Here is a 14,351-nt window from a genome sequence, read left to right as displayed (position 1 = left end):
TTTGTTATTATACCTTAATAAATATCAGGAACAAAGGAGAAAGACAAAAAAGCATGTTATACTTTACTCGAATAGAAATAGGGAGAGTTGTATGGCAAAATATGAAGCAATTGAAATAGTGACGTTTAAAGAAAGACAAAACCGTTTTATTGCAACCTGCATTAATCAAAAAGGTGAAGAAATAATCACTCATGTTAAAAATACAGGTCGCTGTAAAGAACTGTTGATTCCTGGTGTTGAAGTAGCAGTTAATTTTCAAGATAAACCGACACGTAAAACGAAATACGATTTGGTAGCAGTGAAAAAAGAAGATGCGTGGTTCAATATTGATAGTCAATTACCTAATCAACTAGTAGAAGAAGGAATCAAGCAAAAAATCATAAATTTTGCTATACTAAAGGGCAATATTAAAAAGTATCAGCGAGAGTTTACATATGGTGATTCTAGATTTGATTTTTTTATTGAAACAGATCAAGATGAAAAGTTATTAGTAGAAGTAAAAGGGATGACTTTAGAAACAGAAAGAATTGGTTCTTTTCCAGATGCCCCAAGTATTAGAGCATTAAAACATGTTGCAGGATTAGAAAAAGCGCAAGAAGCTGGCTACCTAGGAGCTGTTCTTTTTGTCGTTCAATTTGAGCAAATCGATTTTGCGACAATTAATAAAGAGATGCAACCAGCACTACAAGACACCTTTGCAAGTAGTATAGCGTCAGGTGTTGAGGTGCAAGCTTATAACTGTGTAGTAACACCGGATAACGTGGAGATAAATCAAAAGATTCCCTTTAAACTAATCTAAAAAAGAAATAGGAGTACAGAAATGACAATAGTAAATGAATTTCCAACAGAATGGCAAGAAAAATGGGAGCAAGAATCATTTAAAGCCCCAACTAAAATCCAAGAGCAAATGTTTGAGCCGCTAAGAAATAAAGAAAGTGTCTTAGGTATCTCACCAACAGGCTCAGGTAAAACGTTAGCTTTCTTATTACCCTTATTATTAAATGTGGAAAAAGGAGAAGGAAACCAATTACTGATTTTATTACCTTCTCAAGAATTAGCTTCTCAAGTCGCAGAAGTTGTCCGAGAGTGGATTAAACCATTGGACTTAAAAATTCAAACAATTATTGGTGGAGCAAATGTGTCACGCCAAATTGAACGATTAAAAAAACGCCCAGAAGTATTAGTAGGAACGCCAGGACGTGTATTAGAGTTAATCAAAGCTAAAAAAATTAAAGCTCATTTAATTAATGCCTTAGTATTAGATGAAGTGGATGATTTGGTTTCTCAAGAAGATTACAATGCTGCTAAAAGTGTTATGAAAAGTGTCTTAGCTGATACACAAGTCGTTGCAGTTTCTGCGACAGGGCAAGTAATTTTACCAGAATTAGATAATATTTTTAGACAAGAACCTAAAGTGATTGATGTAACTGAGATAGATGATACTAAAGGATTAATCAAACATCATTACTTGTTAACACCAACAAGAAAACGTTCAGATGATTTAAGACGTCTAGCTCACGTTGAAGGTTTTAAGGGGTTAGTATTCTTTAATCAGTTAAGCGAATTAGGTGTCGCCTCAGAAAGGTTAGACTTTTTAGGTATTAGACATAGAACCCTAGCTTCTGACCAACATCAAACGGAAAGAAAAAAAGCAATTGAAGATTTTGAAAGCAATAAAGTATCGTTACTCTTAACAACCGATATTGGAGCAAGAGGATTAGATTTTTCAGATCTTTATTATGTGATTCAATACGATATGTCGATTAATGCTGAAAATTATGTTCACCGTTCAGGTCGTGTTGGTCGTATGGGAAAACCTGGTGAGGTAATCACTTTGGTGAACGACCGTGATGTGAGAGATTTACGTAAAATGATGCGTCAATTAGATAATGAATTAACTGAAATATTCATTAGTCATGGTCAAATTGTGGAAGAAAGAATTATTGTTGAAGAACAAGAAAAAACAGCAACTAGTAATAAAGTAGAAAAGAAAAAATCAGAGCCTAAAATCAAAAAAGAAAATCACTCAAGTAAGCCAGTAGCTGAAAAAACAAAACCAAAGAAAAAGAAAAATAGAACAAATCGTAACAAGAATAAGGGAGCAAGCTGGAAATAGGCATTAGGGGGAAGAGTATGTCTAGTCGAAAAAAACAGATTTATCAAATTTTAGAACAAGCAACTGAGCCATTAAGTGCCTCAGACATTTCAGAGAAGTTGGTAATAGATAGAAGTAATGCTAGTCGATTGTTATCAGAGTTAGCAAAAGAAAATAAAATCGAACGTATTGAAGGAAGACCTGTTTTATATCGTATAAAAAAAAGTAATCAGGTGAAACCTGTATCTAATCTTGTTTCTTTTGACCATTTAGTGGGAAAAGAAGAATCTTTAAAACTATCCATTCAGCAAGCTAAAGCGGCTATGCTTTATCCACCAAGAGGGCTACATACTATTCTTTTTGGTGAAAGTGGAACAGGTAAATCTTTATTTGCAGAATGTATGTATGAATTTGGTTTATCATCAGAGAGTTTGCCTGCAGAAGCTCCCTTTATTTCTTTTAACTGTGCTGATTATGCACAAACACCTCAACTATTATTTAGCCATATTTTTGGGGTAAAAAAAGGAGCATTTACAGGAGCGGATGAAGACAAACCAGGACTTATTGAAAAAGCAGACGGAGGCATTCTTTTCTTAGATGAGATTCATCGTTTACCTCCAGAAGGACAAGAGATGCTGTTTACCTTTATTGATAAAGGAACGTATCGTCCTTTAGGGGAAAGTGCTAAAACTTATGACGCATCCGTTCAAATCATTGGAGCGACAACGGAAAGTTCAGATGTCTTTTTAGCCACATTCAATCGTCGTATCCCAATGAGTATCACGCTACCGTCTTTAAATGATCGAACACTAGATGAGCGTTTTGAGATTGTGTCACTCTTTTTAAGTCAAGAAGCTAATCGGTTAAACAATAAAATTGTTGTTGAGCGTGATGTGATTTTAGCCTTTATGCTATATGATACAGAAGGAAATATTGGCCAGGTTAAAAGAGATTTAAAACTTGTTTGTGCTAAAGCCTTTCTTCATTATCGAACCAATGAGACAGACTATCTATCAGTTAGTATGTCAGATTTACCTTTATCAGTTCAAAAGGGATTACTTAAAATTAAAGAAGTTGGCGAAAGGACAGACCGTTTCTTTGATAGTTCAATGAGTCAACTTACTTTTGAACCTGGTATTGATCAAGTGGTGTGGACTCAAGATAAAACCCAAAGTATGGATGTTTATACAACCATTGATGATAAAGTTTCGTCTTTATCAGAACTTGATTTAGAAGGTATTGATTTAGAAAAGCTAATTGAAAATAATCTAAATCAATATTTTGAGGTTTATGTCAATGAGTTATCACGTAATGATATCCACAAAGAATTGATTGATCCCAAAATTTGGCAGTTAACTGATAAGTTGTATGACATAGCAGAAGAAAAACTAAATCGTGTTTTTAATGAACGTACTCGTTTTACTTTCTCTATGCATCTTCAAAGTACAATAGAGCGAATAAAAAACAAAAAAACGATTATTCATCCGAACTTAAATGATGTTCGTAAGAAATATCTAGTTGAATTTCAAGTAGCTATTGAATTGTCTAGTATGATTGAAAAAGAATTTAATATTGAGATTCCTTTTGATGAAATCGGCTTTTTAACCATGTTTTTAACTTTAGATATTAGTGATGATATCGAAAAACAGGATAATAAAGTAAAAGTATTCCTACTGATGCATGGTAAATCAACAGCTTCTAGTATGCTTGAAGCTGTACAAGATTTATTGGGCATTGAGTCTGGTGTTGCCTTTAATATGCCATTGACTATGGAAGTAACCCAAATGTATGAAACGGTTAAACGATATGTTCTTCAAAATAAAGAAGAATTATCGAGTGGTGTGTTGATATTAACTGACATGGGTTCTTTAAATTCATTTAGTCATATGCTAATGGAAGAAACAGGGATCATGACTAAAACAATTTCCATGGTGACAACATTAGTTGTATTAGAGTCAGTTCGTATGGCCAGTGTGGGTCGAAGCTTAAAAGAAATCTACCAAAATATTCAATTATCCTTTGAATCAGCCGTTCACAGTCAATTCAGACAAGAAAAATCACTGAAAAAAGCAGTCGTTGTGACTTGTTTTACTGGTGAAGGAGTTTCTAATAAGTTAGCTGAAAGAATTAAACCAGTTATGGAAGCTGAAAATATTCAAATAATTCAAATGCAATTTTTAGAAAAAGCTGCTTTTCGTATGAGAATCGATGATTTGATGGATACCTATGAAATCAAAGCTGTTGTAGGAACTGTCGACATTGATTATCAAAATATTCCGTTCTTCTCAGCCTACGATATCTTTAAGGATGAGCAACTAACTAGATTACGACAATTAGTGAGTAAAGAAATATCTGTTGAAGAATTATCCATTTCTTTAGATGGAGCGATTAAAAGCGTGCCATCATTATATGATTTAATCGATGAAACCAAACAAGCGACTGAGAAAATTGAAAATGATTTGTCATTAGTATTAGAACCAGGAGTTGATATGGGGATTATCTTGCATTTAAGTTTCTTAATAGATAACTTGCTGACTGATAAACATCAACGGCTATTTAATGACTTAGAAAATTTCAAAAAAGGTAATCGTTATGAGATGGATATCGTTAAAATGAGTTTAATTAGGCTAGAAAAAAAATACAACGTGGATATTCCAGAAGATGAAATAGCTTATATTACTGAAATGTATTTGAAAAATAAGATTGAAAACTAATCGAAAGATAACAAACATTACATAAATTGTAACGTTTGTTATCTTTTTTTATTAGACTTAATAAAACTTAAGAAATAAAACATAAGTTGTTAATAGTTTAGTGACATTATTTCGTTATACTAGATTTACGTTAAAAGAAAAAGGAGAGGAAAAATGATTAGTCCAAGAAGCGAGAGAAAACATAAACTGGCAACAAGTGATATTGTAGTTACTATAGCTCTAATTATTACGACTATCTTTATCATTTTTTCCAATCAAGACTTAGCAATGATCTGCCTTTTATTATTAATTGTTGTCTTACCAATTAGTTGTGTCTTGTATTGGTTAGATTTTAGAAAGCAGAATAAAAATTAAATAGATGAAATACATATCAAGCTTATGAGAGACTAAATAGTTTTCATAAGCTTTTTTATTTATGATAAAATAACTTTTGTTACACACTTAATTAGTGTGTAATGTCAAAATGACACAAATTTAAGTTGTTATAACATTATAATGTAAGGGTTTTTAAAGAAATGAAAGTTGGCACGACACTTGCTTATATAAAAGTAAGTAAAATAAAAAGGAGGAAAGTGTTAGTTTTTGTAGGTAAACATTAAAAGGGGGATTATAAGGAATGAATGGTTTAGCAAATTGGATGGAAAAGTATATTCTACCAACAGCAGCAAAGATTGGGTCGGAAAAACATTTAGTAGCACTTAGAGATGCATTTATTAGCATGATGCCAGCAACAATGGCTGGAGCAATTGCAACGTTACTTAATGCTTTTATGAGAGATTTTCCAAATACGTATTTAGGGCCAGAAAATGCGATTACGACGTTTTTCCAACCAGTAATTGGTATTAATGGAATTGTTTGGACAGGAACGTTAGCGATTATGGCGGTTGTTTTCTCCGTGTCGTTTGGTTACAACTTAGCAAAAGCTTATGAAGTTGATCCATTATCTGGAGCAATTGTTTCATTAGTAGCATTTATTATGGGGATTCCACAATCAGCTTCATTAGCAATGAAATTAGAGGGAACTTTAGCAAAAGATGCGATTGAAGTTTTAACTAATTCAGGTGCAACAGTTACAACAGTTGACGGAGCTCAAACGCTTAATACTGCAGGTTGGGGTTACTTCAAATTTAGTCAATACATGGGAGCATCAAGTTTATTCACAGCTATTATCTTTGGATTTATTTCAGTATTGATTTTTGCTTTCTTAATGAAGAAAAACATTATTATCAAAATGCCTGAAAGTGTGCCACCAGCTGTAGCAAAAGCATTTGCTGCGATTATTCCAGGTGCAGTAGCATTATATGCTTCAGGAACAGTTTACTTCTTATTTGAGAAATTTGTTGGTATGCCAATCATTGACTGGGTTTCTGAAAGTATCCAAAAACCATTAATTGGTCTTTCTCAAGGTTACGGAGCAGTCTTTATTATTGTATTATTAGTTCACGTGTTATGGTTCTTTGGTTTACATGGTACAAATATCATGGGTCCAGTGTTACAATCAGTTTATGGAGTAGCAATGGTAGAAAATACAAACGCTTTCCAACAAGGTTTAGAAGTACCTTACAAATGGGTAGCAGGATCATTTGAAGCATTCGTTTGGCCAGGTGGAGCAGGCGTAACATTAGTTTTATTAGTTACGATTTTAATGTTCTCAAAACGTGCAGACTACAAAACAGTTGGTAAACTAGGAATTGGACCTGGTTTGTTTAACATTAACGAGCCTGTTATGTTTGGTTTACCAGTCGTATTAAACCCAATCTTAGGAATTCCGTTTATCTTAGCACCACTTGCAACAGCAACAATTGCTTACTTTGCAACAATGGCAGGCCTTGTTAAACCTGTTGTAGTTAACGTTATTTGGGTAATGCCAACAATGTTAAGTGGTTTCTTAGCAACTGGTGGAGACTGGAGAGCGATTGTGTTAACAGCGGTTAACTTAGTTGTCGCATTTATTATCTGGGCACCATTTGTTATTGCAGCAAATAAAACACAAATAGATTAAAAAAAGAGGTTTTTAAAATGATTAAAATTAGTTCAGCTATGCAACAAGATGCGATTAAAGAGTTACTTGATGGGAAAGAACTTGAAGGTGTGACGTTTGGTTTTGAATCAAAACAAGGAATCAAATTAATCTTTAATACAAACACAGACGACAACGATGCAGCAGCAAAAATTGCTAAAGAAGCAATAAAAAATGAAACTTGGGGTAAAGTATTATACTTCCAAGCCGTAGCAAAATAAAGCAGTAAGAAAGGGAAGAAGTAGGATGGAAAAGAATGGATTACTACTAATTAGTATTGGCTTAATTATTTTTGTCGTAAGTGCTAATGCAGTTCAAGGAACTTACGACTTTCTAAGTATGATAACAGCAGTATCATTTATGGCTGTTGGGGGATTTGTATTTAGAAAAGGAAAAAAGAAAAGAGGCATAACTCATGAAGATAAGTAAAGAATTAAATATCCCAGCTACTTATTTTTATAATAAATTAGTAGAATCTGTTCTTTTTGATGTCCGTAAAAGTACTGGTGAAGGAATTAATGAATCTAATTTAGCTGGAACAGAATATGTTAAACAGTTTGGCAGTAAAGATTTTGCCAAAATAAAAATAGAAACATTAGAAAAAAATCAAAAGTATGCTTATTCCACTTCAACAACCCGTAACGATTTTAATGCCACTTATGATATTAAGCAAATTGGTGAGACCAAGTGTTTAGTTGAGTATGAAGAAAAAATTATTTCTCATGGCACATTACAAAAATTTAATGATGGACTCTTTCAATTTCTTCTTGGTAAAATGAAGAAGAAGCGTTTCATAAAAATGCTGCAACAAATGGAAGAATCGTATTAATCATTACACACTAGATGAAGTGTGTAATGACCAAAAAAAGTCATGAAAGACTAAAAAAGCTTGATAAGGCACAATTGTTAGAACTTGAAACTTGGCACGACAATTGCTTATATATAAGTGTAAATTAAAAATAGGAGTGATCGATATGTCGAAGAAAAAAATTATGTTAGTATGTTCAGCAGGAATGAGCACTAGTTTATTAGTAACCAAAATGGAAAAAGCAGCAGAAGAAAAAGGTATGGATGCAGAAATTTTTGCAGTATCAGCATCTGAAGCAGATTCACACATTGATAATGATGAACTTGACGTAATTCTTTTAGGTCCTCAAATTAGATTCATGAAAGCTCAATTTGAAAAGAAATTAGATGGCACAAATATTCCATTTGATGTTATCAACATGGCTGATTATGGCATGATGAATGGCGAAAATGTATTAAACGCAGCAATTAAATTAATGGGTGAATAATCACTCTTATAGTAAATAAGGGGTAATTACGATGGATGAACAAAACTTAGAAGCTATCATGGGCTTAATCATGAATTCAGGAAATGCAAAAAGTGATGCAATGGAAGCTATCCAAGCAGCTAAGGATGGAGATTTTGAATTAGCAGATGCAAAAATTGTTTCTGCTGGTGAAGCACTAACATTAGCACATAAATCTCAAACCGGTCTTTTAACGAAAGAAGCGCAAGGAGATAACATGACAGTGACTCTATTAACAGTTCACTCTCAAGATCACCTAATGACAGCAATTGCTTTTAAAGATATCGCCGTTGAGATTATTGAGTTACACCGTCGCTTAAGTGCAAAATAAAGCTGACTAATTGCAAACAAGAGGTTAACGTCATGTTAGCCTCTTGTTTTTTTGATTGAAAAGAGTAGAATAAAATAGGTAAGTCCCCTTAGTTTAATGGATAAAACAAGGGCCTCCTAAGCTCTAGATGTAGGTTCGATTCCTACAGGGGACGTAATAAGTATTTAGTCTATTGTAAAATCAAAAAACTCATGGGATCAACTGTTTTTAGACAATTGATTTCATGAGTTTTTATATTTCAAACAGATTTATGCCCATTCACCGTTTCTAAAGATAGGAACGATAGAACCGTCTTTTTTGATTCCGTCAACATTCATTTCTTTTGAACCAATCATGAAGTCAACATGTGTTTGGCTGCGATTTAATCCAGCCGCTTTTAATTCTTCTTCACTCATTTCAGTTCCACCTTGTAAACTAAAGGCATAAGCTGAACCAAGTGCTAAATGGTTAGAAGCATTTTCATCAAATAATGTGTTGTAGAAAGTGATACCTGATTGTGAGATAGGAGAGCTATCTGGAACAAGAGCCACTTCACCTAAACTTTTAGCACCTTCGTCAGTTTCTAATAATTTACGTAAAACTTCTTCACCTTGCTCAGCTTTTACATCAATTACTTTTCCATCTTTAAAAGTGAAAGTCATGTTCTCAATTGTGTTTCCTGAGTAACTTAATGGTTTGGTACTAGTAACAACACCATCAATACGACGGTTGTCTGGAGCTGTAAAAACTTCCTCAGTTGGCATGTTAGCGATAAATCGTTCACCACGAGCGTTAATGCTTCCAGCACCTTCCCAGTTGTGATTTTCAGGTAAACCAATTACTAAATCAGTTCCTGGAGCAGTATAGTGTAGTGAATCAAATTGTTCAGCATTTAATTCATCAGCTTTACTAGTTAATAAAGCGTCATGAGCGTACCATGTAGCAACAGGGTCAGCTTCATACATACGAGTAGCTTTAAAAATAGCATCCCATAAAGCATCAACTTGTTTTTCACCAGCTTCAACTTCTGGGAAAACTTTTTTAGCCCAGTCGGCCCCTGCTGCAGCAACTACTAACCAACTTACTTTGTTAGATTGCGTTGCTTGGCGAAGAGGCATCATTGCTTTACCCATTGCTAATTGGTAAGTAGATAAGCGGTCATTGTCAACACCGGCATAAGCGTCAGGATTTTGAGAAACAACGCTAATACGGCTTGCACCAGCTTCAACCCATTCATTCATTTCAGCAATTTTAGATTCTGGAACGTTTGAAAGAACGCTATCGTCAGCATGAATAAACGTTTCACGACTTACAATATCATCAGTCCACTGAACAATAACTTGTTTAGCCCCTAATTTGTAAGCTTCCTTAACGATATGACGAGCTAGTGGAGCTTGCTCTACTTGAATTTGAACAACAACTGTGTGTGATTTTTGGACATTCACACCTACCTCAGTAATTAACTGAGCGTATTTTTTTAATAACGAATCAAAATTTGGTAACACCATGTATATTTCCTCCTAATTAAAAGTTATTTGTTTAAATACTAGCATAAGAAGCCTATTATAGCAATGAAGACAAAATTAGGAGATTAGACTTTAAAGTATGAAAAAAAACTTAAAAAATTACAAAAATATCATAAAATAATTTGTATTATCTAAAAATCATGATACAATTACTTGTAAATAGAAGAACAAAAAAGTTTTTTTATTATAAATATTGTGGATAAAAAAGGAAGGTGGATCTAGATGGCTAGACGGAAAACAATTACACGCGAGCACATTTTAAATGCAGCTCATGAAGTGGTCTCCACAGAAGGTTTCTCAGGTTTCACAGCACGAAATATTGCCAGCAAGATGAAAAGCTCGACACAACCGATTTATTTAGAATTTAAAAACATGGATGAGTTACGTGAAGCTTTTTTCCAAGAAGTAGAAACGTATCTTAGAGATGAAATTTTTAGTAAGGAAATTTCAGGTGACACAATCATTGATTTAACTTTAAACTATGTAGCGTTTGCTAAGAAAGAAAAAATGTTATTTAGAGCATTATTTGTAGAAGATCATGCTGATGGTAAGTTATTAAATGAATTTGGTTTTGAGATGTTTTTAGATCGAGCTAAAGGACGTCCTGAGTATGAAGGTATGAACGAAGAAACGCTGCACACAGCATTTTTAGGAAACTGGATTACAGCAACAGGATTAGCTTCATTAGCTACAAGTGGTCGTATGAATGCAACTGAGGAAGAAATGGTTCAAATTGTTAAATTAGTAAACAAGTCATTAAAGAACAATCCAAACTTTACTATTACAATGTAATAATAAATTTTAGGAATAATAATGTTCAATTAATGATGCATATATATGAGCGTTTGTTAATATATATATAACTAAAAAGTCGAATAAGTTATAATAAAAACAAAAAAGCCTCACTAGGTAGGCTTTTTTTGTTGCTTATTATTTATAATTTACTATGAGCGTCAATTAATTGTTGAGTGAAATTTTCTAAAGAAACAATATCATCTTCTTCAGCAGCTAATTCGATTTTAACAGAGTCAGCTCCCTTAGTAGCACCTGTTGAGGCAAAAGCCTTATCGAATTGATCAACTACTTGACAGAAGTACTCGTAGAAAGTATCGCCACTACCAACAACGCCATAAACTTTTCCAGTTAAATCAAGTTCTAATAGCTCCTCATGAAAATCAATAATTTCATCAGGTAACTCAAAATCATCATATGTATAAGAGGCAACAATACAAATATCAGCCTCTAAAAAATCCTCAGCATCTACTTGAGTACACTCGTTAACTTCTACTTCAATACCTTGTTCTTCCAAGCTTTCTGCAACAATATCCGCAATTTCTTCTGTATTACCAGTGAGGCTTGCGTAGACAATTTTAGCAACAGTCATAAAAAAGCTCCCTTCATAAGTCGATAGACTATGAAAATTATATCAAATAACTCAAAATTTTCAATGGATTTTGATTAGAGATAATTTGTTGTAACTAGAGCATTGTGCTAAAATAGGAGTGCTATTTAAGAGAAAGTGGGGAAATATAAATATGATTACATTAAAATCACCTAGAGAAATTGAAATGATGGCTGATTCAGGAGCTGTCTTAGCAAGTGTTCATCGCGCATTACGCGATTTTATTAAACCAGGAATTACAAGTTGGGATATTGAATTATTCGTTCACGATATCATTAAGAAAAATGATGCTATTGCCGCTCAAATTGGTTTTGAAGGCTATAAATATGCAACTTGTTGTAGTATTAATGACGAAATTTGTCACGGCTTCCCGAGAAAAGAAGTTTTAAAAGATGGAGATTTAATAAAAGTTGATATGTGTGTTGAGTATAAAGGGGCTATGAGTGACTCTTGTTGGTCATATGTAGTTGGAAAATCAACTCCAGAGATTGACCGTTTAATGGAAGTAACTGAAAAAGCATTGTACTTAGGAATTGAGCAAGCACAAGTAGGCAATCGTATTGGTGACATTGGTCATGCTATCCAAACTTATGTAGAAGGTGAAAACCTATCAGTTGTAAGAGATTTCATCGGTCACGGTATTGGACCAACGATTCACGAAGCACCACAAGTTCCTCATTACGGGGAAAAAGGTAAAGGATTACGCCTGAAGGAAGGTATGGTTATTACTATTGAACCAATGGTAAATACTGGTACTTGGCAAATGAAGATGGACAACAATGGTTGGACAGCTCGTACAAAAGACGGTGGATTATCTTGTCAATATGAGCATACATTAGCTATCACAAAAGAAGGTCCAAAAATCTTAACGTTACAAGACTAATAAAGGAGTAAAGAGATGCAAGCAAAGCAAGAAGAAAAAAGGCCCGATTGGAAAGAGTCTTTTAAAATTTTTATAGAGACTTTTCAACAGGCCGAAGTAAATATTTATGCGATAGTTATCACTTATTATTTACTTCTATCCTTTTTTCCCTTGCTAATTGCCTTGGGAAATATTTTACCCTTTTTAAATTTAAACACTGAAAATGTTTTACCTTATATTCAAGAATTGTTACCAGAAAAAGTTTATACAACCTTAAGTGAAACTATTACAAGTTTACTGACCACAAGTAGTGGTGGATTATTATCTATTTCTGCTTTAGGTACTTTCTGGGCAGTAAGTAAAGGGATCAACGGGATTCGAATTAGTTTGGATAAAGCTTACGGAGTTCAAAAAGAAAAACTCCAATTCTTAAGAAGATTGTTTTCATTCTTGATGGTATTTTTACTAATTCTAAGTATTTTTTTCCTATTATTAATCATGGGATTTGGTCAAACGATCCTTGAATATGTCTTACCGATTTTTGGTTTACCAGAAGAAATTTTAGTAACCTTTAAAACGTTAAGATGGCCATTAACATCTGCTGTCTTATTAGTAATTTTGATTATGTTATATTATTTTGTCCCCAGTGCGAAAGTACATTTTAGAACGATTTTGCCAGGTGCTATTTTTACCACGATTAGCTGGATGACAGTTACTCAATTTTACAGTATTTACATTAGTTATTTTTCAAAACGAATTAATAGCTACGGGGTGATTGGAAGTTTTATCTTCTTTATCTTATGGCTAAACATTGCATCGACTTTAATCATTGTTGGTGGGGTAATTAATGTCACTATTGAAAAATTAGTATATGGAGATATCTGTTCTAAGAGAAGTGTTTTAGGGGATTACATCGAATCTAAAATGAATGCAAGAGAACAAAAAGAAAAAGACGAGACGGACTCATAAGAGTTCGTCTCGTCTTTTGTTATTCAATCGATAATTGACTAACTTGTTTTAAATACTTGGCAATGGTTAGTTGTTCTTCTTTGGAAAAGGAATGAATAATTTTGAGATGCTCATTATTAATTTTTTCAATTAAATTGATTTGTACTTTATAAATAGCCTGTCCCTTAGGCGTTAACCGATAATTCACTTCTTTTAAATTTTCTTTTTTTCGAATTTCTTTAATTAAGTCTTCTTGAATAAGTCTTTTAGCGATACGAGAAACACCGCCTCGTGTCACATTCAAAGTATTGGCGATATCTGTTGCGTTTTGATTTAAGTCTTTAGCTATTTCAATTAATACCTGAATACTTAAAATAGAAAGTTTCTTAGCTGTTTCTTGTAGTTCAACTGATTCAATTTGATTGAGTAGCCACTGTTGGTTTCTTTCAAGAGGATCACCGTATCTTAAAAAGGTCATAGTTTCCATAATTGTATGTTCTGTTTGTTCCATGTGTGTCCACGTCCTTTAAAAAGTTGCTGCGAGTGTTGTTGCTTTACTTATTGCCGCATTTAGAATGTCCGTTGCCTTCTCAGGTGTTTCACTCATACCTTCAATATAAATACTTTCAATAGGTGTCACGCCGAAACGAAGCATGGTGTCATTTAAATATTGAGACCCTAAGTCAACTTTAATGTCAGGTTGATAATAACCGCCAGCTGCTTGAATATGTAAAGATTTTTTTCCTTTTAATAGACCAACTAGGCCATTTTCAGTGTACTTAAATGTTTTTCTCGCTACCGAAACTAAATCGATGTATTGTTTCATTTCAGCAGGAATAAAGTGATTGTACATAGGGTTAACAAATACATATTTATCATGATTAATAAATTCTTCCAACCAAGTATCATGTTTATCTATTAAGTGTTGTTGCTCAGAACTTAAAGTGTGGGTATCCGCTTTTTTCACTTTTAGCCAAGCATCAAGAGTTAAATCATTGATAGGTGGAACTTCATCTGTAAAAACATCTCTAACGGTAATAGTATCTGTTGGGTGTTCTTGTTGATAGGTATTCATAAAATGTTTTGCTACTTCAAGAGAGTAGGAAAATTGATTAGTTTTAGGGTGAGCTTGTATTAGTAGTAATTTAGCCATAAAATCCT

At 33.4% G+C, this 14,351-nt stretch carries 17 protein-coding genes and 1 tRNA gene; 14 read left to right on the top strand and 4 right to left on the bottom strand.

The features are described 5' to 3' along the window. Positions 1-91 precede the first annotated feature (91 nt). The 11 genes from sfsA (at position 92) to ACODH8_RS08430 (ending at position 8,627) form a co-directional block, all read left to right on the top strand. Positions 92-799 carry a DNA/RNA nuclease SfsA gene (sfsA, locus tag ACODH8_RS08480; protein WP_332465144.1) on the top strand — a complete coding sequence of 236 codons (708 nt, stop codon included), beginning with the start codon at positions 92-94 and terminating at the stop codon, positions 797-799. A 21-nt stretch (positions 800-820) separates the two neighbouring features. Next, positions 821-2,116: a DEAD/DEAH box helicase gene (locus ACODH8_RS08475; RefSeq protein ID WP_332465145.1), complete on the top strand. Its 1,296-nt coding sequence runs from the start codon at positions 821-823 to the stop codon at positions 2,114-2,116. Between the two features lie 17 nt (positions 2,117-2,133). Further along, on the top strand, positions 2,134-4,809 hold the full coding sequence (locus ACODH8_RS08470) for a sigma 54-interacting transcriptional regulator (RefSeq protein ID WP_332465146.1): 2,676 nt from the start codon (positions 2,134-2,136) through the stop codon (positions 4,807-4,809). A gap of 153 nt (positions 4,810-4,962) precedes the next feature. After that, positions 4,963-5,163 carry a hypothetical protein gene (locus ACODH8_RS08465; RefSeq protein WP_332465147.1) on the top strand — a complete coding sequence of 67 codons (201 nt, stop codon included), beginning with the start codon at positions 4,963-4,965 and terminating at the stop codon, positions 5,161-5,163. A gap of 262 nt (positions 5,164-5,425) precedes the next feature. Continuing rightward, positions 5,426-6,811: a PTS sugar transporter subunit IIC gene (locus tag ACODH8_RS08460; RefSeq protein WP_332465148.1), complete on the top strand. Its 1,386-nt coding sequence runs from the start codon at positions 5,426-5,428 to the stop codon at positions 6,809-6,811. A gap of 17 nt (positions 6,812-6,828) precedes the next feature. Then, positions 6,829-7,050 (top strand): hypothetical protein, encoded by a 222-nt coding sequence (locus ACODH8_RS08455; protein WP_420517675.1) that lies wholly within the window; start codon positions 6,829-6,831, stop codon positions 7,048-7,050. A gap of 25 nt (positions 7,051-7,075) precedes the next feature. Then, positions 7,076-7,258 (top strand): DUF3188 domain-containing protein, encoded by a 183-nt coding sequence (locus tag ACODH8_RS08450; RefSeq protein WP_332465150.1) that lies wholly within the window; start codon positions 7,076-7,078, stop codon positions 7,256-7,258. Beyond that, positions 7,245-7,658: a DUF3284 domain-containing protein gene (locus ACODH8_RS08445; protein ID WP_420504921.1), complete on the top strand. Its 414-nt coding sequence runs from the start codon at positions 7,245-7,247 to the stop codon at positions 7,656-7,658. The genes ACODH8_RS08450 and ACODH8_RS08445 overlap by 14 nt, the downstream gene beginning before the upstream one ends. A 145-nt stretch (positions 7,659-7,803) precedes the next feature. Continuing rightward, positions 7,804-8,124 (top strand): PTS sugar transporter subunit IIB, encoded by a 321-nt coding sequence (locus ACODH8_RS08440; RefSeq protein ID WP_420504922.1) that lies wholly within the window; start codon positions 7,804-7,806, stop codon positions 8,122-8,124. Between the two features lie 31 nt (positions 8,125-8,155). Then, positions 8,156-8,473: a PTS lactose/cellobiose transporter subunit IIA gene (locus ACODH8_RS08435; protein WP_332465153.1), complete on the top strand. Its 318-nt coding sequence runs from the start codon at positions 8,156-8,158 to the stop codon at positions 8,471-8,473. 82 nt (positions 8,474-8,555) lie between these two features. Continuing rightward, positions 8,556-8,627, top strand: a tRNA-Arg gene (locus ACODH8_RS08430). Between the two features lie 94 nt (positions 8,628-8,721). Here the strand turns inward: ACODH8_RS08430 and ACODH8_RS08425 are convergent. Then, positions 8,722-9,960, bottom strand: a complete 1,239-nt coding sequence (locus tag ACODH8_RS08425; protein ID WP_420517674.1) for an aminopeptidase — start codon at positions 9,958-9,960, stop codon at positions 8,722-8,724. A 240-nt stretch (positions 9,961-10,200) separates the two neighbouring features. Here ACODH8_RS08425 and ACODH8_RS08420 point away from each other — a divergent pair, with 240 nt between their 5' ends. Next, positions 10,201-10,770: a TetR/AcrR family transcriptional regulator gene (locus tag ACODH8_RS08420; protein ID WP_420517673.1), complete on the top strand. Its 570-nt coding sequence runs from the start codon at positions 10,201-10,203 to the stop codon at positions 10,768-10,770. Between the two features lie 142 nt (positions 10,771-10,912). Here the strand turns inward: ACODH8_RS08420 and ACODH8_RS08415 are convergent, their stop codons facing one another. Continuing rightward, entirely contained in the window at positions 10,913-11,362 is a 450-nt protein-coding gene (locus ACODH8_RS08415) for a flavodoxin (protein WP_332465199.1), read from the bottom strand. Between the two features lie 151 nt (positions 11,363-11,513). Between ACODH8_RS08415 and map the strand changes: the two genes are divergently transcribed. Both map and ACODH8_RS08405 read left to right on the top strand, forming a co-directional pair. After that, on the top strand, positions 11,514-12,263 hold the full coding sequence (gene map, locus ACODH8_RS08410; RefSeq protein WP_332465200.1) for a type I methionyl aminopeptidase: 750 nt from the start codon (positions 11,514-11,516) through the stop codon (positions 12,261-12,263). A 15-nt stretch (positions 12,264-12,278) separates the two neighbouring features. Then, entirely contained in the window at positions 12,279-13,211 is a 933-nt protein-coding gene (locus tag ACODH8_RS08405) for a YihY/virulence factor BrkB family protein (protein ID WP_420517672.1), read from the top strand. Positions 13,212-13,230: 19 nt separating this feature from the next. On the opposite strand, the gene ACODH8_RS08400 is transcribed toward ACODH8_RS08405, so the two are convergent. Both ACODH8_RS08400 and ACODH8_RS08395 read right to left on the bottom strand, forming a co-directional pair. Next, on the bottom strand, positions 13,231-13,701 hold the full coding sequence (locus ACODH8_RS08400; protein WP_420517671.1) for a MarR family winged helix-turn-helix transcriptional regulator: 471 nt from the start codon (positions 13,699-13,701) through the stop codon (positions 13,231-13,233). A 15-nt stretch (positions 13,702-13,716) separates the two neighbouring features. Next, positions 13,717-14,343 carry an NAD(P)H-dependent oxidoreductase gene (locus ACODH8_RS08395; protein ID WP_420504926.1) on the bottom strand — a complete coding sequence of 209 codons (627 nt, stop codon included), beginning with the start codon at positions 14,341-14,343 and terminating at the stop codon, positions 13,717-13,719. Between the last annotated feature and the right edge of the window lie 8 nt (positions 14,344-14,351).

Source organism: Vagococcus fluvialis (genome assembly GCF_048815235.1).
Classification (GTDB): Bacteria; Bacillota; Bacilli; order Lactobacillales; family Vagococcaceae; genus Vagococcus.
This window is presented reverse-complemented; position numbering and strand designations above follow the sequence as displayed.

What these genes read in the sequence shown, in the direction of transcription:
- sfsA (WP_332465144.1), top strand. Translation starts at nt 92, where the DNA reads ATGGCAAAATATGAAGCAATTGAAATAGTGACGTTTAAAGAAAGACAA.
- ACODH8_RS08475 (WP_332465145.1), top strand. Translation starts at nt 821, where the DNA reads ATGACAATAGTAAATGAATTTCCAACAGAATGGCAAGAAAAATGGGAG.
- ACODH8_RS08470 (WP_332465146.1), top strand. Translation starts at nt 2,134, where the DNA reads ATGTCTAGTCGAAAAAAACAGATTTATCAAATTTTAGAACAAGCAACT.
- ACODH8_RS08465 (WP_332465147.1), top strand. Translation starts at nt 4,963, where the DNA reads ATGATTAGTCCAAGAAGCGAGAGAAAACATAAACTGGCAACAAGTGAT.
- ACODH8_RS08460 (WP_332465148.1), top strand. Translation starts at nt 5,426, where the DNA reads ATGAATGGTTTAGCAAATTGGATGGAAAAGTATATTCTACCAACAGCA.
- ACODH8_RS08455 (WP_420517675.1), top strand. Translation starts at nt 6,829, where the DNA reads ATGATTAAAATTAGTTCAGCTATGCAACAAGATGCGATTAAAGAGTTA.
- ACODH8_RS08450 (WP_332465150.1), top strand. Translation starts at nt 7,076, where the DNA reads ATGGAAAAGAATGGATTACTACTAATTAGTATTGGCTTAATTATTTTT.
- ACODH8_RS08445 (WP_420504921.1), top strand. Translation starts at nt 7,245, where the DNA reads ATGAAGATAAGTAAAGAATTAAATATCCCAGCTACTTATTTTTATAAT.
- ACODH8_RS08440 (WP_420504922.1), top strand. Translation starts at nt 7,804, where the DNA reads ATGTCGAAGAAAAAAATTATGTTAGTATGTTCAGCAGGAATGAGCACT.
- ACODH8_RS08435 (WP_332465153.1), top strand. Translation starts at nt 8,156, where the DNA reads ATGGATGAACAAAACTTAGAAGCTATCATGGGCTTAATCATGAATTCA.
- ACODH8_RS08425 (WP_420517674.1), bottom strand. Translation starts at nt 9,960, where the DNA reads ATGGTGTTACCAAATTTTGATTCGTTATTAAAAAAATACGCTCAGTTA.
- ACODH8_RS08420 (WP_420517673.1), top strand. Translation starts at nt 10,201, where the DNA reads ATGGCTAGACGGAAAACAATTACACGCGAGCACATTTTAAATGCAGCT.
- ACODH8_RS08415 (WP_332465199.1), bottom strand. Translation starts at nt 11,362, where the DNA reads ATGACTGTTGCTAAAATTGTCTACGCAAGCCTCACTGGTAATACAGAA.
- map (WP_332465200.1), top strand. Translation starts at nt 11,514, where the DNA reads ATGATTACATTAAAATCACCTAGAGAAATTGAAATGATGGCTGATTCA.
- ACODH8_RS08405 (WP_420517672.1), top strand. Translation starts at nt 12,279, where the DNA reads ATGCAAGCAAAGCAAGAAGAAAAAAGGCCCGATTGGAAAGAGTCTTTT.
- ACODH8_RS08400 (WP_420517671.1), bottom strand. Translation starts at nt 13,701, where the DNA reads ATGGAACAAACAGAACATACAATTATGGAAACTATGACCTTTTTAAGA.
- ACODH8_RS08395 (WP_420504926.1), bottom strand. Translation starts at nt 14,343, where the DNA reads ATGGCTAAATTACTACTAATACAAGCTCACCCTAAAACTAATCAATTT.